11 protein-coding genes are annotated in these 22,577 nt (G+C 44.8%); 1 reads left to right on the forward strand and 10 read right to left on the reverse strand.

The features are described 5' to 3' along the window. Positions 1-24: 24 nt before the first annotated feature. Positions 25-1,314: a M16 family metallopeptidase gene (locus tag IRJ16_RS01760; protein ID WP_194109791.1), complete on the reverse strand. Its 1,290-nt coding sequence runs from the start codon at positions 1,312-1,314 to the stop codon at positions 25-27. A gap of 109 nt (positions 1,315-1,423) precedes the next feature. Here IRJ16_RS01760 and IRJ16_RS01765 point away from each other — a divergent pair, with 109 nt between their 5' ends. Continuing rightward, the gene (locus tag IRJ16_RS01765) at positions 1,424-1,984 is read left to right on the forward strand and encodes a hypothetical protein (protein ID WP_194109792.1); all 561 of its coding nucleotides are present in this window, start codon (positions 1,424-1,426) and stop codon (positions 1,982-1,984) included. A 31-nt stretch (positions 1,985-2,015) separates the two neighbouring features. Here the strand turns inward: IRJ16_RS01765 and IRJ16_RS01770 are convergent, their stop codons facing one another. The 9 genes from IRJ16_RS01770 to IRJ16_RS01810 form a co-directional block, all read right to left on the reverse strand. Continuing rightward, positions 2,016-2,363 carry a phosphoribosylpyrophosphate synthetase gene (locus IRJ16_RS01770; RefSeq protein WP_194109793.1) on the reverse strand — a complete coding sequence of 116 codons (348 nt, stop codon included), beginning with the start codon at positions 2,361-2,363 and terminating at the stop codon, positions 2,016-2,018. A 151-nt stretch (positions 2,364-2,514) separates the two neighbouring features. Next, on the reverse strand, positions 2,515-4,902 hold the full coding sequence (locus IRJ16_RS01775) for an ABC transporter permease (protein ID WP_194109794.1): 2,388 nt from the start codon (positions 4,900-4,902) through the stop codon (positions 2,515-2,517). A gap of 76 nt (positions 4,903-4,978) precedes the next feature. Further along, positions 4,979-7,447 (reverse strand): ABC transporter permease, encoded by a 2,469-nt coding sequence (locus IRJ16_RS01780; protein WP_194109795.1) that lies wholly within the window; start codon positions 7,445-7,447, stop codon positions 4,979-4,981. Between the two features lie 105 nt (positions 7,448-7,552). After that, positions 7,553-9,970, reverse strand: coding sequence for an ABC transporter permease (locus tag IRJ16_RS01785; RefSeq protein WP_194109796.1), 2,418 nt, complete (start codon positions 9,968-9,970; stop codon positions 7,553-7,555). A gap of 110 nt (positions 9,971-10,080) precedes the next feature. Next, a complete protein-coding gene (locus tag IRJ16_RS01790) occupies positions 10,081-12,456 on the reverse strand; it encodes an ABC transporter permease (RefSeq protein ID WP_194109797.1) in 2,376 nt (791 codons plus the stop codon). A gap of 250 nt (positions 12,457-12,706) precedes the next feature. Next, positions 12,707-15,022 carry an ABC transporter permease gene (locus IRJ16_RS01795; protein ID WP_317174001.1) on the reverse strand — a complete coding sequence of 772 codons (2,316 nt, stop codon included), beginning with the start codon at positions 15,020-15,022 and terminating at the stop codon, positions 12,707-12,709. A 172-nt stretch (positions 15,023-15,194) separates the two neighbouring features. Then, positions 15,195-17,561 (reverse strand): ABC transporter permease, encoded by a 2,367-nt coding sequence (locus IRJ16_RS01800; protein WP_194109798.1) that lies wholly within the window; start codon positions 17,559-17,561, stop codon positions 15,195-15,197. Between the two features lie 50 nt (positions 17,562-17,611). Further along, positions 17,612-20,008 (reverse strand): ABC transporter permease, encoded by a 2,397-nt coding sequence (locus IRJ16_RS01805; protein ID WP_194109799.1) that lies wholly within the window; start codon positions 20,006-20,008, stop codon positions 17,612-17,614. A gap of 104 nt (positions 20,009-20,112) precedes the next feature. Continuing rightward, positions 20,113-22,512: an ABC transporter permease gene (locus IRJ16_RS01810; RefSeq protein WP_194109800.1), complete on the reverse strand. Its 2,400-nt coding sequence runs from the start codon at positions 22,510-22,512 to the stop codon at positions 20,113-20,115. Between the last annotated feature and the right edge of the window lie 65 nt (positions 22,513-22,577).

Consider the following 22,577-nt stretch of genomic DNA (forward strand, 5'->3'; position numbering starts at 1 on the left):
GTCCGGATATAATTTTTAATGACTCTATAAAGAAGCCTCTTCTGCTTCCGGACTTTCGGTCTTTCCGACTTGCGAACTATTCTCCGCCAAATAGATCATCGTTGTCGAATTCTCTTTTCTGAATAATTGCCGGGCCTGCTGCTGGATCTGTTCAGCTGTCACAGCAATATACTTATCCGATTCCTTGTTGATCAGTTCAGCATCGCCAAGCAACTCGAACGATGCAAGGTTCATCGCTTTATCCAATAAACTCATCTCGCCAAATACCAGGGTCGATTCGGTCTTGTTCTTAACCTTGGTCAGTTCCTCGGCAGGCACAAATTGCTGTTTTAAAATTTCTAACTGTCCCCATATTGCAGCCTCGGCTTGTTCAATGCTTACGCCTTCGGCTGGCTTACCTTCTACCACAAACATGCCTTTGTCCATACTGCCGGTACTATAAGCACCAATTTCTGTAAACAATTGTTGTTCTTTGACCAGGTTACGGTGCAGTCTTGATGAATTACCTCTGGAAAGGATGTCCGATATCAGGTCGGTTGCATAATAAGTATCCGCACCACGCTCATCACCCTGGAAAGCTACATACACAGAATTAAGCGGAACCTTCCCTGAGTAAGTAGCCCGGCGTTCGTCGGTCTGAACAGGTTCTTGCGGAAGATCCCGTACGTACTTCTCCCCCGCCGGAATCGGGCCGAACCATTTTTCGGACATAGCTTTAACATCATCTGTTTTGATGTTCCCTCCCACAACCATAATAGCGTTCTGAGGATTATAATGCTTTTTAAAGAAAGCTTTTACCGCATCGATCTGCGCATGCTCAATGTGCTCCAATTTCTCACCAATGGTTGCCCAGCGGTAAGGGTGTTTTTTGTAAACCAACGGGCGTAACTTTAACCATACGTCGCCATAGGGTTGATTGAGGTAACGTTGTTTAAACTCCTCCATCACCACGTTGCGCTGCACTTCTAAACTCTTCTCGCTAAAAGCTAAACTAAGCATACGGTCACTCTCTAACCAGAAAGCTGTCTCCAGGTTCTCAGCCGGAAGGGTAATGTAATAATTGGTGATATCGTTGCTGGTGAAAGCATTATTCTCACCGCCAACACGTTGCAAAGGTTCATCGTAGCTTGGGATGTTTACAGAGCCGCCGAACATCAGATGTTCGAACAAATGCGCAAAGCCTGTCTGCTCGGGATCTTCGTCGCGGGCGCCTACATCGTATAATATATTCAGTACGGCCATTGGTGTGGTGTCATCTTCGTGCACCAATACCCGCAAGCCGTTAGATAGTGTAAATCGGTTGAATTTAACCATGCCTAATTTTAGTTTGGTTGACAAATGTAGCAAAACCACACAAGGCTGCAAGCTACACACCCGTTTTGTTTACGCTGATATTACCTTAACTTTGACATATCACCATGCCATGACCAAAGCCGAAATTGAAAAACACTTATCCGCCAGCATCGGCAAACCTAAGGTGATCGCCCTGGCCAACCAATTGGTATTGGACGGCAATGATCTGAAGGAATTGATCGATGTGACTTTCCATAAAGACGAAGGCATCGGCTTCCGTGCGGTATGGGTTTTAGAAAATATCTTTTTAGATCATCCGGATGCTTTTCTGCCGCATATCCCCTATTTCCTGGATCGGTTTAAGGATGTAACTAATCCCGGGTGCAAAAGGCATTACTCCAAGATCACTATGCATTTGATGGAGAAACAAGCACCGGATAATGTGAAGCAATTTGTGTCGACGCTGGAGCTTGAACCGGCCATAGAAAAATGCTTTGATTGGATGATAGACCCCGAAGTAAAAGTAGCCGTTAAAGTTTACGCCGCCGAAGCGTTATTTGCCATGCGCAAACGCTATGATTGGATAGCGGACGAACTAAAGGCCCAATTACAGTTTATGATGCGCGAGGGCGGCACCTTTGCCAATACAGCAGGAAAGCGCCTGTTACAAGCCTTGGCTAAAGACAAGTAACAGGCGCTTTCAACACCGGTATTTCAAACCGTTAATTATTTACCGGTCTGTCCGATCCGTGCAAGTTATTACTTACCTGATGGTGATGTAGTTTTGCAAGGATGGCAGAATCGCTATCGTCGGCGTAAGTACCGTAAGCATTCACAAGCGCACCTTTTAAGTTGTATTTTTTTGATGATACCGCATAAACGATAGACATATCCGACGGATTACTTGCACCCTCAAAGCGATAAAACTCATCTATCTCAAAATCATCCGGGCCCATTTGTATGTTGGCCGATTTGTCATCTATCGTATCACCGTCTAAACTTAAGTTAGCGGAATAACCTCTCTTATTCAGGTCGTTCAAAGCGTCGACCATTGTCTCGTAGTTCTTCATGGTTTATAGGGTTGTTTGTCCCTTTATAACCACTAGTGGTAGAGAGTTGTTTTTATTTTTTAGATCAGAAGTCGGAAAGACCGAAATTCCTGGAGTAAAATACAGCATCCGTCTTTTGGACTTTCTGACTTACGGTCTTTCGGACTTTTCCTTATTCACTCCTCAAACTCTTTACCGGGTTGGCGGTAGCTGCCTTTACTGCCCTGAACCCCATGGATAACATTGCTATAATTAAAGCCGCTAACCCCGCTATACCGAACATCCACCATTGGATGTTGATATGATAGGCAAATCCCCTAAGCCACTTATGCATCAAATAAAACGATAATGGTGTTGCGATCGCAAATGAAAGTAGGATAAGCTTCACCAGATCATTAGATAACATCAAACATATCTGGCCTACTGTGGCGCCTAATATTTTGCGGATGCCGATCTCTTTAGTGCGTTGAATAGCGATCAGCGATATCAAACCCAATAATCCTAACGAACTGATCACAATAGCGATACCCGCCGCTACCCAGATCAGTTTTTGCTGCACGCTTTCTTTTTTGTAGAGTTTCGCTATACGTTCATCTACAAATTGGTAGCTGAATACCTGATCAGGTAGTACCTGCTGATAGGTTTTCTGCAATTGATCAATAGTGGCTTGGGTATTTGTCCCGGTCAGTTTTACAGCCATGGTTTGGTACTGAACACTATCTTCTGACACTACCGACGGATCTATCTTAGCCACCAGGGAGTTGATACTAAAATCCTTTACCACACCCACGATCACGCCTTCGTCGTCGCCGTTACTGAAACCACCAGCTAACAGTTTCTTCCCGATCACTGTTTCTTTATGCGTCCGGGTGAGCATATCAGCCATTATTTTGTTGATCAGGTATTCATGTTTACCACTCCGGATATTCCTGCCGGCAATTAGTTGCAGCCCGAAAGTTTGCTGATAACCTGCATCGCCAATGGCGTAACGGGCGGGCCATGTCTCCCACTCATGATTATTGAACCTTACGGTGCCTCCTCTATGGCTATCGCTCGACGGCGTATTTAAACAAAAACTTACAGACCTGATACCAGGCATCTGTTTAAGGCTTTGCGTCAATTGATACTGCTGAGAAGCTGTAGTATTACCGGTAGGTATGGTGACCACTTGGTTACGATCAAATCCCATGTCGGTATTTTTGAGGAAGTAGACCTGCATTACAATAATCAGCGTACAAACGATCAGTCCCTGGGTTACCACATTTTGGAACACCAATAAGATCTTACGGCCGATGCCGGCAGGCAAATTCAAAACATTATTTTTAAGTGCCTGGGCCACACTCACTTTGCTTAGCAAAAAGGCGGGATAAGCGCCGGTCCCAATAATAAGTACAACCAATAATGCGGCGACACATATCGCTAAATCCGACCACGATATCACATGCAACGGCGTGTCGTTAAATAGCCAGGCATTAGCTACCGGCAGCAGACCGATGACCAGCAAGCAAGCCAATATAACAGCAATGACCGACGTAAGAGAAGCCTCCACAATAAACTGCATAAATATCTGCATAGACGAACCACCTAATACCTTACGCGTGCCTATCTCGACCGCGCGGGCCGATTGCTGTGCTACTACCATATTGATGTAATTGATCACTGCGATAGTGATGATCAACAGACCGATCACTGTTAAATTCATCAGCAGCGACTTTTGCACTACACCCACATAACGAGTGTCAAAGTGATTGTCCTTTAAAGGTAAAAGCGGGTAGCTGAAATACTTTTCGTCCTGGCCAAATACGCGCTTCTTCTCTTTATCTAATTGAAGTTCGACCGCTGCTTGATCTGTGGCGTGCCTTAGTACTACAAATCCGGTAAAACGGCTGCCTAAATTTCCCCAATTGGTCATTATCTCCTTACCCATATTATAGCCTGGGTCAACTTTAAATAATGATAGAAAAGAGACGTAAATTTCCGAACGCACATTGGTATTGTAAGGTGCATCGCCAATAATACCACTAACGGAAAGTGGTTGTTTGTTGATAATGATGACCTTCCCGATCGGGTCATCATTACCAAAATACTTGTGGGCTTGCTTTTCGCTCAATACAACATTCCCGGGTTTATTCAACTGGACAGGACTTCCTTTTATCCAATTAAAACGAAATATTCTGAACCAGTCGCCATCCGTAAATGAGACCGAATTTTCCTCTTTAAAACGTTTCTGCTTGGCTCCCGGGATGTTGACGATAAAACTTTGGTCGCGTATGCAAAAGGCCGCGATATCAACCTGTGGAACTTTGCTTTTTATAAATTGATAGGTAGCATAAGAAGTACCGGGGCTAAACTCATCCTTATCCAAATGTAATTGGTTGACCATGCGGAAAGTCCGGTCACTGTAGGTATGGTATCTGTCGACGCTAAGATTGTAGGTGTTATACAGGTAAATAAATATACAGCAACAAATGGCCAAAGCAAGGCCGCTAACATTTAAGAACGTGTAGAATTTGCGGTTAACGATATTGCGCCAGGCTATCTTTAGGTAATTTTTGAACATACAATAAAGATAACCCGAAACAATGGCGCGCTAAAATGCAGTACCTTGATTTAACATATTTTAGCATTTGGCATCTTCACTCCGACCGCAAACTCTTTACCGGATTTGCCATAGCCGCTTTCACGGTTTGCAAACCGGATGTTATGAACGCCACGATCAGCATACCTGACCCGCTCAGCGCGAATATCCACCAACTGATCACGGTACGGTCGGCAAAGTTTTGTAGCCATTGATACGCGGCGTACCATGCTATCGGCAACACGATCACAAAGGCCAATGCTACCAGCCAAACTAATTCTTTGGTCAGCAAGCTTACGATCTGGCCAATGCTTGCGCCCAAAACCTTCCGTACCCCTATCTCTTTAACACGTTGACCCGTAGTGAATATAGCCAGTCCTAATAACCCTAAACAACTGATCAATACCGAAAGGCCGGTTGCCCAGTTCAATAAGCTCGCCGTCTGTTGTTCGCTCTGGTAGAGGTTGGCGATCGATCTATCTACAAATTCGTACTCAAAATCGTGCCCCGGATAAACTTGTTTCCACGCTCCCTCTAAATTGGTAAATGCCCTTTGCCATTCGTCCCCACCTGCTGTTTGCGGCTTTAGTGCGATGTGAAATGTGGCATTCCAGTTTACATCGGTAGTGTGCAAGATCACCAATGGTGTTAAAGATGAACGCATCGACTCCTGCTGAAAATCACCCACCACACCTACGATCTTCATCCGCTGGTCGCCATTAAAGTTATCGATATGCTGACCGACAACACCGTTGAGATCTTGAAAACCCATCATACGGGCATAGGTCTGGTTGACCAGCACCGCATGGTTAGTATCTGCCGGTTGTAAATTACGCCCCGCTAATAATTTGATGTGGTAGAGGTTAATGTAATTTTCATCACCTATCTTCATCGAAACCTCGGTCTTCAATTCCTTTTTGCCGTTGTTGAAGGTGGCCTCGGTAGAGCTGGTATTCTCTGACGATGGCGCATCATGGCCCATGCTCACGATTTCCACCTGTGGCAGGCTCCTGAATTTTTGAGCTAACAACGCATTCTGCTGTGCCGTGCGATGACGGAATGGTGAGGTTATGGTAACCACTGCGTCCTTTTTAAAACCAAGATCTTTGTGCGTAGCGTACCATATCTGCTTGCTCACCAAAATGGTAGCCATAATAAAGAACTGCGCGATCACGAATTGCGATACGGTAAGCACCCTTCGTAAAGCACCGCTACGGGTTTTACCGGTGTTACTCCTCGACTGATCTTTAAACACTGCGACCGGCTTGTAAGCCGACAATATTAGCGCTGGATAAAACCCTGATAATAAACTCACAACAACCGTTAATGCTATCAAAAATACAATGATCGGCGCTTGAGTCAGTGAACTTATGCTGATGCCTTGCGGTATCAAGCCATCGAACAATTGCAGTACAAATGGGCATAACCCAACAGAGATAACTACAGCTAATAAGGTGACAACAAATGTCTCGCTTAGGAATTGAAAGATAACTTGCCTGCGACTGCTACCCATCGTTTTACGGATACCGATCTCTTTAGCCCGTTGCGATGCTTGCGCCGTATTCAGGTTGATAAAGTTGATACAGGCAAGCACCAACAAAAATGCAGCGATCGACAACAGACCGTATAGCACTGGCTTGCTGCCGTGTCTGTCGGCAGTATCGATACTTAAATAGCGATCGTTAAAATGGATATCGTTGAATGATTGAAGTGCGAATTGTTGTTTTCGTTCCTTATTCAAGGCTTCCGGCCTGTTCCTTACCAAGATGGTATTCAGTTGGCTTTCGATCTGTTCCGGACGTGATCGTGGTGATAGCTTTACAAAAAATTGTTCTTTTACGCTGGTGCCACCCCAATTATTCAGCCTCAGATCTTGGTTTAGTTCGGCGTTGGTAAGATGGGTATTGTAAGATATAAAGTCGTGAAAGGTAAGATCTGAATTTTCTTTAAAATTTTCAACAACGCCGCTGACAGAGGTCTTAATACTATCATAAATAATAGTTTTGCCGATCATATCAGCATAGGCCGTTCCCGGGAAATAGATATCGGCTTGTTTAGAAGTGATCACTACCTGGTTTGGCTCGTGCAAAGCAGTTTTAGCGGAACCTGATAACCATTTGTATTCAAATAGTTTAAAGTATCCTTCATCGGCCAGCACAACGCCTCGCTGTTCCTTAAACTTCACAGGCTTTTCGTTGCCGCGTGTGACAAATACATCGGGCAGTAAGATGCGGTAGGTCGTTGCTATCCCCTCTAAACCGGTAACTTCGCTTTTCACTGCCGCAGGCAACGCTCCACTTACGCCTGGATTGTAAGATAGCCGCCCATCAAAACTAAAATTGGTCACCACCCGATAAATTCTGTCTACATCTTTGTGGAACTTATCAAAAGTTAGATCGTGATAAACGATCAACCCTATCACTATCGACGCGCTGATACCAATAGACAGGCCGATCACATTGATCAGCGTGAACAACTTTTGGCGCATCAATACACGAATGGCTATTTTGAAATGATTTTTAAACACAAGCTTTATTTAGTTCGGAAATCGGACGACCGAGAAACCGAAATTTATTATTTTAATATTCTTCTACCTCCGGACTTTCAATCTCTCTGAATTCCGGACTTTTCTCTACTCAGACCTTAAACTCTTAGCCGGATCTGCCAACGCTGCTTTTATCGTTTGGAAACTGATCGTAACTAAGGCTATCAGCAATGTGATAACTGTAGCTAACGCAAAAACCCACCATTGGATATGTATCCGATAGGCAAAATCCTGTAGCCATTGCTGCATAAAGTACCAGGCTATCGGCGACGCAACTATGATTGAGATCGCCACCAAAACCAAATAGTCTTTAGATATCAAAGCGTTAATATTAGCTACACTCGCACCCAACACCTTACGGATACCTATTTCTTTAACCCGTTGCTCGGCAGTAAAACTTACTAAACCGAACAAACCAAGGCATGCCAGGAACACCATTAACACGCTAAAACAGGTGAACAGTTGTTGTAATTTATGATCGGCTTTGTATTGGTCGTTCACTGCATCAGCTACCCAATCATACTTAAATGGTTTATCCGGGAAGAACTTCTTAAATTCCTTATTAACAGCATTTAATATTTTTGTCTGCTGACCTGGTTTCACCCGGATCAAGATACTACCCCACGCCTGTATCTCTGTTGCATGGATAAAAGTCGGTTGTAGTTTGGTATGCAGGGATTCACCATGAAAATCTTCTACGATGCCTATCGGTACACCACCAAATTTGTACTTCTCCCCTGCCTTTAAGCCTAATAATTTAGCTGTGTATGCTGTGGTAAGCAACGGCCTTACAGCCAATTGATCTTTAGTAGCCTGACTTTGCGGATTCATAGCCGAATCGGCATTCATTACGTCAGACGGTTTAGTACGGTCGAACAAACGGCCTGTCTTCGTTTTTAAGCCCAAAACGGCCGGCAGGTCGGCATCGCCGTCAATAAAAAAAATATTGATCTTGGTTTTAGTGCCGGGCAGATCCACCGTCTTAGACATATTACCGGGTCCGCCACTGGCCGGATACCAGCTGGTGATGCTCACCTGTTCTACACCCGGCAGTTGGGACAGCGTTTGCTTGAAAGCACCGCCTTTGTTACCCCAGCTGTTAAATGACAGGCTCAGCAAATTATCCTTTTTAAAACCAAGATCTTTGGTCGATACAAAATTCAACTGGGTATGTACTACAATGCTTACGATGATGATAGTAGCCGTTATAGCGAACTGCCCTACTACCAAAGCTTTCTTCAGGTAACTTAATTGAGTACGGCTGGTCAATTTGTCTTTTAGTATCGCTATCGGTTTTGGCCGCGATAAATACCAGGCAGGATACAGCCCCGTCAACAGACTGATCAGCAACACGATACCGATGATTCCGAATAGATAGCCGCCACTTTGCATGTTCAGCACCAATTCGTGGCCGAGGTAAGCTTCGACCGGTTTAATGAAAAGAGGATATAGAACCATTGCTATACCGAGCGCGATCACAAAAAAGATAACCGACTCGGATAAGAACCTGATCACCAGTTGCATTTTCTCGGCTCCCAAGACCTTACGGATGCCGGTCTCCTTTGCACGGTTAAACACCCTCGAAACGGTCAGGTTCACAAAGTTGATGCAAGCAATGATCAGTAACAGAGCAGCCACCACCGCAAATATGTAAACGTTACGGATGTTGCCTGCCACTTTTTGGTAACCATCTAACTGAGATGACTTTAAATAAATATCCTTAAATGGCTGAAATTGATATACATAATCCGGCTTACCATCGAAGTATTTGCTATACCATTGGTTCATTTTTTTTGTGAAAGCAGCCGCATCTGTACCGGGCTTCAGCATAATATATCCCGGTAAAAAGGTAGCGTAACCATCCTTCGGCACTACGTTATCCTGAGCGCGATATTGGCTAAGTGTGATGATATCCGACCGCAAGTGGCTATTCTGGGGGATGCTCTTGATCACGCCGGTCACCACATACTCCTGCACATCTCCAAAAGTTGGCACATTTTTAATAACCTTGCCTATTGGATCCTGGCCCGGGAAATATTGATCGCGTACCTTCTCGGTGATCACCAAATTACCTTTACCCGCAACAAATTTCCGCGGATCGCCTTGTAAGATGTCAAAATTCAGCACATCCCAAACGGTCGGCTCCGCATCAAGGGCTATAAACTCTACGCCATCATCGGCACTGCCTAATTTTAAGCGCTCTTTGTGGGTCGACATGCGGCAGTAATTCTCAACTTCTGGCAGCTCACGCTTTAAAGTTGGCCCTATGCCTGCATAACCTACGGACATAGGCGCACGGTCCTTAACCTGCGTGCTGGAACATAATATCCGGTACACATTGTCACCCTTGCTCCATTGCCTATCGTACGATAATTCGTCGAATACCACCGTCGCAACTATTAGGCAAGCTGTTAAACCGATACTGAGACCTGCAATATTAATGAACGAATAAGCCTTATGCTTTAGCAGGCTGCGCCAGGCGATCTTTATGTAGTTTTTTATCATGATATTTTGTTAGTCCGGAAGTCGAAAAGACCGAAAGTCCGGAAGCTATTTCTTAAGTTTTACTTTTTACTTCCGGACTTTCCAACTTATGCGGACTTCCGGACTTCTTTCTACTCACTCCTTAAACTCTTCACCGGATTAGCCAATGCCGCCTTCACCGACTGGAAACTGATGGTCGCAAAAGCGATGATGGCTGTCACCAAACCTGCAAGCGCGAATACCCACCAGTTAAGGTCTATTTTGTAAGCAAAGTTTTGCAGCCACTTATCCATGCAATAGTAGCCTAATGGCATAGCGATGACAGTGGCTACCAGCACAGGTTTAAGCAGATCTTTAGACAGTAGCAACAGAATATTCGGTACCGATGAACCCAATACCTTGCGTACGCCTATCTCTTTAGTGCGTTTGGTAGCCGTGAATGACGCCAAACCGAACAGCCCAAGGCAAGCCACAAAAATAGCCAGGCCAGAGAAGATGCTTAAGATAGTTTGCTGGCGAAGGTCTTTTTTGTAGGTGATATTAAATTTCTGATCAAGGAAAGTGTATTCCAAAGGATAGACCGGTGCTACATTGCGGTAGGTATCTTTAACCGCGTTCAATCCGGCATCAAGGCTGCCCGGTTTCAGTTTAACTACAATTACCCGTCGGTCGTCACTTGGCGATATCACCAGCGCATCCATGTTCTCTTTCAGCGACAGAAAATTAAAATCTTCTACCACCCCAACTACTCTTCGTTTTAAACTGTCCCGTACGGCATTCCTCATCCATTTGCCCAGCGCTTGTTGAGGTGTAAATCCCAACTTGGTAGCAGCGGTACGATTGATCAATACCGACTGTGTGCTATCGGTAGCAAACTGAGGCGACAGATCCCGCCCGGCGATGATCTTTAACCCTAAGGTCTTTACATATTCAAAGTCGGCATATTCTGTGCGGGGTTTAAAAATTTCCCGCTGTCCTTCTGCTTCAAAGCCCTGCACGTCAAAAAAGCCACCCGGCTCGCCCGACATTAGGGATACCGATGCTACATTGCTATTCTGCGTCAGCTGTTTTTTAAAGATGTCGCGCTTATCGTAAATATCGTTATTATCGATCGGGATCACTACAGATTGTGACTGGTCATAACCTAATTGCTTACTTTTTACGTAGTTCATTTGGCTAACGATCACGATCGTTCCAATGATCAGTAATACCGATACACTGAACTGAACTACGACCAACCCTTGCCTAAACAACGAGCCGCCCTTACCTAACTTCAACCTGCCTTTTAAAGCCTGTATCGGTGAGAAAGCCGACAAAAAGAACGCAGGGTAACTGCCGGCTAAAAAGCCAACCACTAAGATCACGCCGATCAGGAACAGATAAATTGGCGCTGTGTTCCACGATACTGTCAATGAGTAACCTAACAGATCGTTATAGTACGGCATCAAAGCCAATAGCAACCCTACCGACAGGATGCAGGAAACAATGGTCAACAGTAACGATTCTCCTATAAACTGCAGTATCAAATGGTTCTTTAAGGCACCCAATACCTTACGTAAGCCAACCTCTTTAGAACGTTCTACCGCCCGTATAGTAGAAAGGTTGGTGAAATTGATACAAGCGATCATCATGATCAATACCGCTATAGAAATAAAGATGTAAACCACCGTCTTATCTCCATGCTTCACATTATCAAAAGCGCTCGAAGGTTCAAAATAAATATCTTTTAATGGCCTTAGCGATATACTAAAGCTCATCCCAAACTTGCGCATATCGTTACCCATATACTTTTCCATAAAGTCACCAAAGTGGCTTTGCAGGCGTGCTACATCGGTGTTTTGATCTAACAACGCGTAAACGAACAGACCGTTATTTATCCAGCCGTTAAAACCTTCGCTTTGCGTGTAATTGGTGATCGGGACTACAAAGTCAAAATCCAGGTGCGAGTTTGACGGGATGTTTTTGGCAATTCCGGTCACGGTAAGCGGCAAGGTCTTGTCCAGTTTGATCACCTTACCCATCGCGGCATCGATGCTGCCAAAGTATTTTTTAGCGGTATGCTCTGTCAACACAACACTGTTCGGGTTTTTAAGTACCTGCTTAGTATCCCCTTTGATCAGTGGAAAAGAGAACAGTTCAAAGAAGCCCGGGTCGACATCATAAACCTTTTTTTCTGAGAATGCCTTATCATCAAACGAAACCAAATAATTAGTTGGGCGCACACGCACGGCCATCTTGATATCCTGCGGATAGTCATTCAACAAAGCCGGGGCATAAGGGCCTGACAGGTAAGGTACATCTGTCTTGTTCTGATCAAAACGGCGCATCACACGGTAAATGCGGTCGCCTTTTTGATGGAATTTATCCACACTGAATTCGTTCATGATGAACAGGAAGATCATCATACAAACGGTGATACCAATGGTTAATCCCAAAACGTGGATTAGAGAAAAAGCCTTGTGCTTGTAAAGGTTTCTCCAGGCTATTTTGATGTAGTTACGTATCATAAGTACAAACTGAATTGTGAACGGACTATGGACCGGATAACCGTATAGAATAAACGTACCAAATATATAAATTATTGATTTACAGAGATATAACTACAAATAAACTATATAATGCCGTCCGCTTGTGTACAGAAAGCGTTCGGTTATGATACAGGTTCGAATCTGAAGTCTACAGTCCGAAGTCAAAAGTCTTAAGTCGTTCTTTTTTGACTTAAGACTTTTGACTCGAGACTTCAGACTTAAAAACTTCCTACTCGCTTCTCAAGCTCTTCACCGGGTTGGTCAGCGCTGCTATGGTTGCGCGGTAACTCACGGTTATCGCGGCTATAACAAATGTTGATGCAATGGCCGCTAAAAATATACCAGGGCCAAGGCTTATCTTATACTTAAAATCCTGCAGGTAATTGTGCATGGCCCAGCCTGCCAGTGGGGCGGCTATCACAAAAGCAATAAGTAACAGATAAGTAAACTCTTTGCCGAATAGCCATAGTACCTGGCCAATGTTAGCACCTAATACTTTGCGTACACCTATCTCTTTGGTTTTAGGTACCGCCATGAACGATACCAGGCCATACAGGCCAAGGCAGCTGATGATGATGGCGATAGCAGCAAATGCTTCGACCAATTTTAACAAGGTATTATCCAACTCGTAAAAACGGGCTATCGATTCATCTAAAAATTGGTAAGAGTATAATTCTTCGGGGAAAGTGCTGCTCCAGATCTTTTCGAATGCGGCCAGTGACTCTTTTGCATGGCGCATGTCCATTTTGACGGCCGCAGTATAATAGTTGTCACTTTGGGTCATGATACAGATCGGCGCTATCTCTGAGTGGAACGAGTGATTATAAAAATCCTTCACTACGCCAACTACAGGCCCTTTTATAGTACCGCCGTTAACAGCGATCTTTTTACCGATCAGATCTTTAGGCTGGATGCCTAATTTACGGGCGACAGTCTCGTTCACCAAAAATTCGCGCACGGTATCAGCAGCAAAAACGTTACGACCAGCCACCAGTTTAATATTAAATGTGGAGATGTACTGATCATCGGCCGACTTCATATTGATCCCCCAGTGCTCGTCTTCCGCACGGTTATCGTAATTGATGCCGGTGGTACTGTTAGATCGCGATGCCGGAGCGCCCATACAAAAGGTAACAGACTCGACACCGGGTATGCCCGACAATTGGTTGCGCATAGTACCCACTGTCGCTTTATCATTTTTGGGCATCGGTAACAAAACAATAGCATCCTTTTTAAAACCAAGATCGGCAGTTTGAGCATAACGCATCTGCGCCACCACAACGATAGACCCTATGATGAGTACCTGCGATATAACGAACTGCGTAACTACCAATACTCGTCGTAACGAAAACCCGCCCACATCCTTTTGTGATAATTTACTTTTAAGGGCCAGGATCGGTTGAAACCTTGCCAATACCAGCCCCGGGTAAGATCCTGATAAAAAGATTACCACAACGGTGGCAAAAACAATAAACAGACTTAACTGCATCCAATGGAAATCCATTTCGGTTTTAAATAGGCCATTTAGCATCGGTAAAAATAGTTCGGCCAAGCCTACTGCCACAATTACACCAACCAGCGTGATAATAGCCGTTTCTGCAATAAATTGCCAAAATAATTGATAAGGTAAGCTACCCATTACCTTACGTATGCCCACCTCTTTAGCGCGGTTTAGCGCCTGGGCCGTGGCCAGGTTAACAAAATTTACACATGCCGTTATGATCAGGAATAAACCGATAAAGAACAGCGCCCACAAATAGGTCTTGCTGGCGTAAGCATCAAATTCGGTATTAAAGTGCACATCGCTGAGTGGTTGCAACTTAAATTTCCAAACCGAAGCATCGCGGCCTGTAAAGTGCTTTTTAGGTAATTGTGCCAAAGCCATGTCTGCCGCGGCACGCGTAACGCCAGGCTGCAGTAATGTGTAAGCTTTAGAAGAACTCATTACCCCACCCCAATTTTTATCGTTGCCAAATGCGTCGTAATCAATAAGACTGCCGTAGGATACGTAGATCTCTGTATTCAGATCGGTATTGGCAGGTATATTTTTCAGAACGCCCACAATGGTGAATTGCGTCTTATTCTCCACTTTGATGACTTTTCCTATCACATCTGTAGTGCCAAAAAATTTAAATGCCACCTTCTCCGTAACTACAGCTTGCTTGGGTTTACCAAACAGTTCCTTACTGTTGCCTTTGATAAGCGGAAAATTGAATATATCTAAAAAGCCCGGCTCGGCGAAAGTGACACCGTTCTCTTCTCTAAACTTTTTAACATCGTTGCCCTGGTTAATGGTCACCAAACTGTTGCCCATCAAAAAAGTACGGGCCGTTATTTGTCCCAAACTAAAGTCGGTCCGAAAAGCCGTCCCAACAGGCATTGGTACCGAACTAGATCGGTCTATTTCGTCATCGTGCCATTCGGTCACAAAGCGGTAGATCCGGTCCGGGTTTTTATGGAACGTATCAAAACTTAAATGATACGTTACCAACGTGAATATCAGGATACCACAGGCCATGCCTAAAGCCAAGCCGATAACACTGATAGCCGCGAATGCTTTATTCTTTAATAAGTTTCGCTAGGCGATCTTGATGTAATTTTTTAACATGATAGTATTGTTTTATCCGAAAGTCCGCATATCCCGATCTCTATCGGGACGGAAAGTCCGAAAGATGTTAATTGATTTTTTCAGAACCCGGTCTCTACCGGATCATTCTCTACTCGCTTCTTAACGACTTCACCGGATTTGCCGTTGCCGCTCTGATGGTTTGGAAACTGATGGTAAGCACCGCTATACCAATGGCAATAGCACCTGAAATCAGGAATACCGAACTGCCGACATCTATCCTGAACACGAATTCCTCCAGCCATTTATTGATTGCCCACCAAGCAATTGGCGACGCAATGACAATAGCCAGTACCACCAGCTTCAAAAAGTCTTTGGATACCAACGCAATGATGCCACCCACGCTTGCGCCTAATACTTTGCGTATGCCTATCTCTTTCATCATAATCTGGGCGGTGTAGGTAGCCAGACCGAACAGCCCTAAGCATGAGATCACGATAGCCACGGCCGAGAAGATATTGAACAGCACGCCGCTACGTTGGTCGGTTTTGTACAACGCGTCATACTCCTCATCCATAAAGCGATACTCGAACGGGAAGCCGGAGTTGTATTTATCCCAAAGCTGTTTACAGGCGGCAATAGCTTGCGCAGCGTCTTTACCTGTGGTTTTGATGTAGAGTTTGTAACCATAAGGTTGGTAATAGATCACGGCCGGGTCTATATTTTGTTTAAACGATGCCGCGTTAAAATCCTTCACCACACCAATGATCGTCCCTTCGGTCTCCTGATATTTAAAACGCTTGCCTATCGGGTCTTTAATGCCCGTCATGGCAATGGCTGTCTCGTTCAGGATAAAATGTGTAGCATCAGCCTTGCTCCCGCTAAAGTTTTTGCCGGCCTTCAATTTGATATTCATCACGGGCATAAAATTTTCGTCGATACCAAAATGATGCATAATGAACATCATATCGGTTGGTTTGCCATCCCAGTCAACCCCGCCTGTGGCGCGACCGTTATCAACCAGTTTATTGTCCGACGATGTAACTGCCCGGATACCCGGCACGCTCTTTAACTTCGCTTTAACAGCGTCAAGATGCTCACCCAACTGACCCGTACGGAACGAGAACACCTGCGAACGATCGTACCCAGGATCTTTCTCACGGATGAATTTCAATTGCTTACCGATCACTACCGTAACGATGATCAGCGTTACCGAAAATACAAATTGCGTGGTCACCAATATCTTGCGGAACGCGGCCTGGCCAATTCCCATGGTCAGTTTACCTTTCAAAGCTTTTAAAGGCTCGAACGACGATAGCAACAAAGATGGGTAGATAGACGAAATTGCCAGCGTACCAACAAAGGTTACTGCAACCACCTTCCAAAGGTCGGCATTGAGCATATCCAGTTGTAAGTGCTTGCCGGATACATCGTTGTAGTAAGGCATTAGTATATACAGCAACCCAAACGCCAGGAAGAGCGACACACAAAAGAACACCACCGACTCGATAATGAACTGCGCGAACAACTGCCTGCGCTGTGCCCCAATGATCTTGCGGATACTCACCTCTTTAGCTCTTAGCATAGCACGGGCTGTAGACAGGTTAACATAGTTGATGCAGGCGATCAATAGAGTAATAATACCCACGATCAAAAAGGTTTTGACCGTTTGTAACGAACCTGATGAGCCATCAGCCTGGTAAAAATGGATATCGGACATTGGCTGTAAGCGATAACCATTGCCAGGACTTACCTTTATCCAGGGCGCTACTTTCTTTTGTGCATTGATGAGGTGGTCGCAAACTTGTTGTAGGCTGGTACCAGGCTTGATATCAAAGAAAGTAGAGTAACCGTAATTACCCCAATCTGTATCTAATGACTTCCAGAAGTTGCTGGCGTTGTACTGACGGGCAATAATATTTATCGGGAACAGCATATCGAACTTGATGCTGGAATTATCCGGGAAATCGGCTATCACACCGCTCACCGTAAAATTGGTCTCGTGATCCTGTTGTATCACCTTACCTACCGGCTCATCATCGCCAAAATAACGTTTGGCGGTCGACTCCGTAATGATCACCGACTGATCAGTTGGGAACGGCTTTGTCTTACTCCCTTTGATCAGCCTAAAATCGAACATCACGAAGAACGATGGGTCGGTATAACCAGTATTCTCCTCTTTAAGCAGTTTATCTTTGTAGGTATAGATGCTATTCCAACCGTGAGAGATACGTACCGCATTGCGTACGCCCGGTATCTCGCGCAAGGCGGTAGTGGCTACAGGCCCCTGGGCGTTGTCCCAGATCTTTATACCCTGGCCCGACCCCGTAACCCCATTCACACGGTAAATGGTATTCACTTTACTATGGAACGTGTCGAAACTCATTTCGTCCTGCACCCAAAGCAGGATCAGCATACCGATGGTTAAACCAATGGTCAGCCCTAAAATATTCACGAACGAATACAGCTTGCTTTTCAGCAAGTTGCGCCACGCTATTTTGATGTAGTTCTTTATCATAACTTTTCGTTAGTCCGGAAGTCTGAAAGACCGAAAGTCCGGAAGTTGTTCTATTCTGACCTCAAGCTCCTCACCGGATTGCTCAATGCTGCCTTGATAGCCTGGAAACTAACCGTGCAAATGGTGATCAATATGGCCACGATAGCGGTAATAGCAAATATCCACCACGATAATTCAGCTCGGTACTTGTAATTTTGTAACCAGCTTTCCATAAAGTAATAGGCTACCGGGCTGGCGATCACTAACGATATCACCACCAATAGCACAAAATCTTTTGACATCAGGCTCCAGATGTTCAGCACCGATGCGCCTAATACTTTGCGTACGCCTATCTCTTTAGTGCGCTGTTCGGCCATAAAAGATGCCATACCGAACAAGCCCATACAACTGATAAAGATGGCCAGCGAGGCAAAGAAGGCCGACAATTTGCCTACGCGTTCTTCATCCGCAAATTTTTGAGCGTATTCCGAATCGGTGAACTTATAGTCGAACGGTGCTTCTGGGTCATATTTTTTAAACACCTCTTCGATCTCAGCTAAAGCTTCGGACATATTTACTGTTGCTTTAACGCGAACGGTCATAAATGCCTGCGCCTCGCGGTTGAACACAAAAAGGGCCGGTTTAACAGGATTATAAGGCGACGACATCACCATATCCCGCGTTACACCAACTATGGTGTATTTGCTATCGCCATGCCTCACGATCTCGCCTACCGGATGTTTCAAATTCATAAACTTGGCGGCTGATTCATTCAGTATCATAGAGTTAGAATCGGCTTTGTTATTGCGTATAAAGTCGCGTCCATCTATCACGTTCCAACCTGATACTTTTCCAAATTCAGGGCTGATCTGGATGTAAGCAAAATCGTCCTGCAGGTCCGGCGCTTTTCCTTTCCATTCAAAACCGCTCCAGTTAGACCATATCTGGGTTAGCGCACTGCTCGATTCTGATATCTCCTCTACTTTCCCACTTGCCAACAGATCGGTACGTACAGCATCAAAGTGCTGGTGCACCGGTTCGGTCTTCATCAGGATCTGTACGATCCCTGCCCTGTTATAACCTACCGGACGGTTCTTGGTATGCTGCACCTGGCGGAAAACGATGATAGTGCCAATGATAAGCGTGATAGACACCGTGAACTGCAATACAACCAATATCTTGCGCGGCAATGCGGCATTCTTACCCGCTTTAAAAGTTCCCTTCAAAACTTGTACAGGTTGAAACGACGACAGGTACAATGCCGGATAGCTACCCGCCACCAAACCTGTGATCAAACTAAAAACGATGCATATCACCCAAAACAATGGGTTAGCCCAAAGAATGTGCATCTCCTTATCGGCCACCTCATTGAACCATGGCAATGCTGCTAAAACCAATACTACAGATAATGCCAGGCCGAATAAAGTGATCAGCAGGGATTCGCTAAAGAATTGTTTAATGAGCTGGCTGCGTAACGAGCCGATGGTTTTACGGATACCGACCTCTTTGGCTCGGCGTTCGGAGCGGGCCGTGCTCAAATTCATAAAATTGATGCAGGCCAACAGTATTACAAATATACCAATAATTCCGAACATATACACGAACTGAATGCGGCCACCGGTATTTATTCCGTTCTTGAATTCGTCGAGCAGGTGCCACCTGTTCATTGGGAATACAAAGATCACCGGCTTGAAGGACTTGGCCAGGTTATCACCTGTTCTTGCTACATTCTTCAATTTCACATCGCGGATGGCCAGGTTAACTTTTTCCAGATCGGCACCGGGTTGCAACTGAGCAAATACTTGCCATGAATTATTGCCCCAATTATCTACGTTGCTTTTTAACCAAGGTTCAGCAGACACATAAAGCGCCCACGTTGTGATATAATCCATATCGTTGAACTCGGTATTCTTAGGGAGGTTCTTGTAAACGCCCGTAACTTTCGCGTTGATACGGTTATCCATTTTAATGGCCTTACCCATAGGGTCTTCATCGCCGAAAAGCGCTTTGGCTAAACGTTCGTTAATAATGATGGATGACGGATCTTTAAGCGCATTACGGTCTCCTTTCACCATGTCAAGCGTCAGCAGTTCAGGGGCTTCCTCTTGCATGTAGTTCCCTTCACGGTTAAGCTTCTTGTCGCGATAGGTCAGGATATGTTCCTGTGTCCATGATGACATCACCATGTATTTAAAAACATTACCGTAGTCTTTTCTAAGCACGCCGGCGAGCGGCAATGGCATGGAGTTTTGGGTGCCGGTATTTCCATTAAAGGTCTGGTGCTGCATTATACGCACCACGCGGTCGTAGTTCTTAAAGTATTTATTGTAAGATAGCTCGTCGTATATCCAAAGACCGATCAGGATAGCTACGGCCATCCCTACCGCCAATCCGGTAACGTTTATGAAGGTAGAGAACTTGTTCTTACCCATGTTTCGTAAAGCGATCTTGATGTAGTTCTTCAGCATAGGTTTTTATTTTTAGTCCGGATGTCGGAAAGACCGCCCCCGGATGATGTTATTTATCGTTTTCTTCCGAACGTTCCGACTTATACGGACTTCCGGACTTTACTTTATTCGCTACGTAAGCTCTTTACCGGATTAGTTATCGCAGCTTTGATAGCCTGAAAACTGATCGTAAGCAGCGCGATCGATACCGACAGCATGGCCACCAAAACAAAAGTGAACCAGTTGATATCGATACGATAGGCGAATCTCCCTAACCATTTGTTCATCGCATACCAAGCTATTGGCCACGCTAATAAATTGGCTACCAAAACCAGTTTAACAAAATGCGTAGATAGCAGCACCACAATGTTTTGGACAGACGCGCCGAGTACTTTACGTACACCGATCTCCTTCACGCGTTTCTCAGCTGAATACGAGGCCAAACCGAATAGACCCAGACAGGATATCAAAATAGCAAGCCCGGCCAGTATGCCTACGATCTTGCTGACCTGAGTATCCGCCCTATACACCTCATTAAAGTGGTCATCCAAAAATTGATATTCGAAAGGAAAGTCGGGATTGATATTGTCCCATGTAACTTTAATGAACGCCAATGCTTCGGCAGCTTTACCGGCATTGATCTTAACAGATACCTGACTGATACCCCAATCAGCGTGGTTAGATAGGAACATGGTCTCTACCTTATGATGCAGCGAGTTGAAATTAAAATCTTTTACAATACCTACGATGGTACCTACTGAGTCAAAACCAAAATACTGCCCGATCAACGATGACTGTTTTGCATTTGGATAGTCTTTTAGCAACATTTTAGCTAAGGACTCGTTCACGATGTATTCTTTACCTATGCTGGCTTTATTACGAGAGAAGTTTTTGCCTTCTGCCATTTTTATCTTGTACACGTCCAGGTAATTGTCGTCGACGATAAGCCGGGTGACAGCAAGATTTTTGAGAGGTTCTGAATTGTATTTAAAATCTACCCCGCTTTGATCGAGGTGGCTACCAAGCTGATCTTGCGCGCCGGTTACACCCTGTATCATGGCGTTGCCTAACAGGCGCTGTTTAAATGCTTCGTAATTCTTTTGCACCTGACCACTTAGCGGAATGGTTACTATTTGCTCGCGATCAAAACCCGGATCTTTCTGCTGCATAAAGCGTAACTGCTTTACTACAAAAATAGTAGCGATCATTAAAAAGACAGCGCTCGCAAACTGCCCTACCACAAGCACGTTTCTAAAGTTGCCTTTGTTTTTGCCGGTCTCTACCGAGCCTTTTAAAACTTTAACAGGTTTATAAGACGACAGGAAAACTGCCGGATAGATGCCGGAAAGTAAGCCTACAAACATGGCACCACCAATGATTGCCAAAATAAAGCCCACGCTATGGTAAAGCGGTCCACCAAGTTCGCGTTGACTCAGGTTATTAACGTACGGAAGTGCTAACGCTACCAAGATCAAAGCAACCACTAACGCAATCAGGGATAGTAACACGGTCTCTCCTAAAAACTGCATCGATAGCTGAAAACGTCTTGCGCCGATCGATTTGCGGATACCTACTTCCTTAGCCCGCTCTGCCGAACGGGCAGTAGACAAGTTCATGAAGTTGATACAAGCGATAACCAATACGATAATGGCTATGATTGCAAATAGGTTTGTCGACTTGGCATCAAACTTTTGGAAGTTGAGATAATCCAATCCAATATCGCCAGCGTTGGCATGGATGTCCTTTAAGGGCAGCAAGAATAACTCATAATATTTCACATTCTCCGGGTTAGGCATACGCTTTTTTAGGTAGGCCGGAAATTTCTTTTCAAGGGCAGCTATATCTGCCTTAGGGTCTATCTCAAAGTAAGTATCCAGCCAATTGCCAGACCAACTCCCCATCCATGACTGATATATCGTACGAAAATTAAAAAGACCATCAAATTGCAATTGCGAATTTTTAGGAACGTTTTGCATCACACCCGTAATGGTAAATAATGTAGTGTCGCCACCATAGTGGGTAATGGTCTTCCCCATCGGGTCGGCATCGCCAAATAATTTCTTAGCGGTTTCGGCAGTAACGATAGCTGTGTTAGGTTTTTCAAGCGCAGTGTTTGGGTCGCCGCTGATCAGCTTGAAATCGAATATCTTAAGGAAAGTAGAGTCAACAAAAAACACCTGCGGCAAAAACACCCGCTTATCTTGATAAGTAGTCTGGTATTTTTCTTTCCAATTAACGCGGGTAAAGTTCTTGATCTCAGGGAAATCGGCCTTGATCGTCGGCCCCATTGGATACATGGATAAGCCAACCTTTTGCGAGGCGTTCATCCCAGGGAACTTCTGCACCTCGTTCAGTCGGTAAATGTTCTTGGTATGGAACTCATCAAAGCTTTTCTCGTACTTAACAAAAAGCATAATGATGATACAAGCCGCCATGCCCACCGAAAGGCCGACGATGTTGATCCCCGAAAAAACTTTGTTCTTCCAGAGGTTCCTCCAGGCAATTTTGATGTAATTTTTAAGCATAGCAATGGCGTTTGTTCCCATTTGCAAGCCCCTTCCGATTAAGGAAGAGGCCTCAATGGCACATT

The organism is Mucilaginibacter myungsuensis (genome assembly GCF_015222005.1).
Taxonomy (GTDB): domain Bacteria; phylum Bacteroidota; class Bacteroidia; order Sphingobacteriales; family Sphingobacteriaceae; genus Mucilaginibacter; species Mucilaginibacter myungsuensis.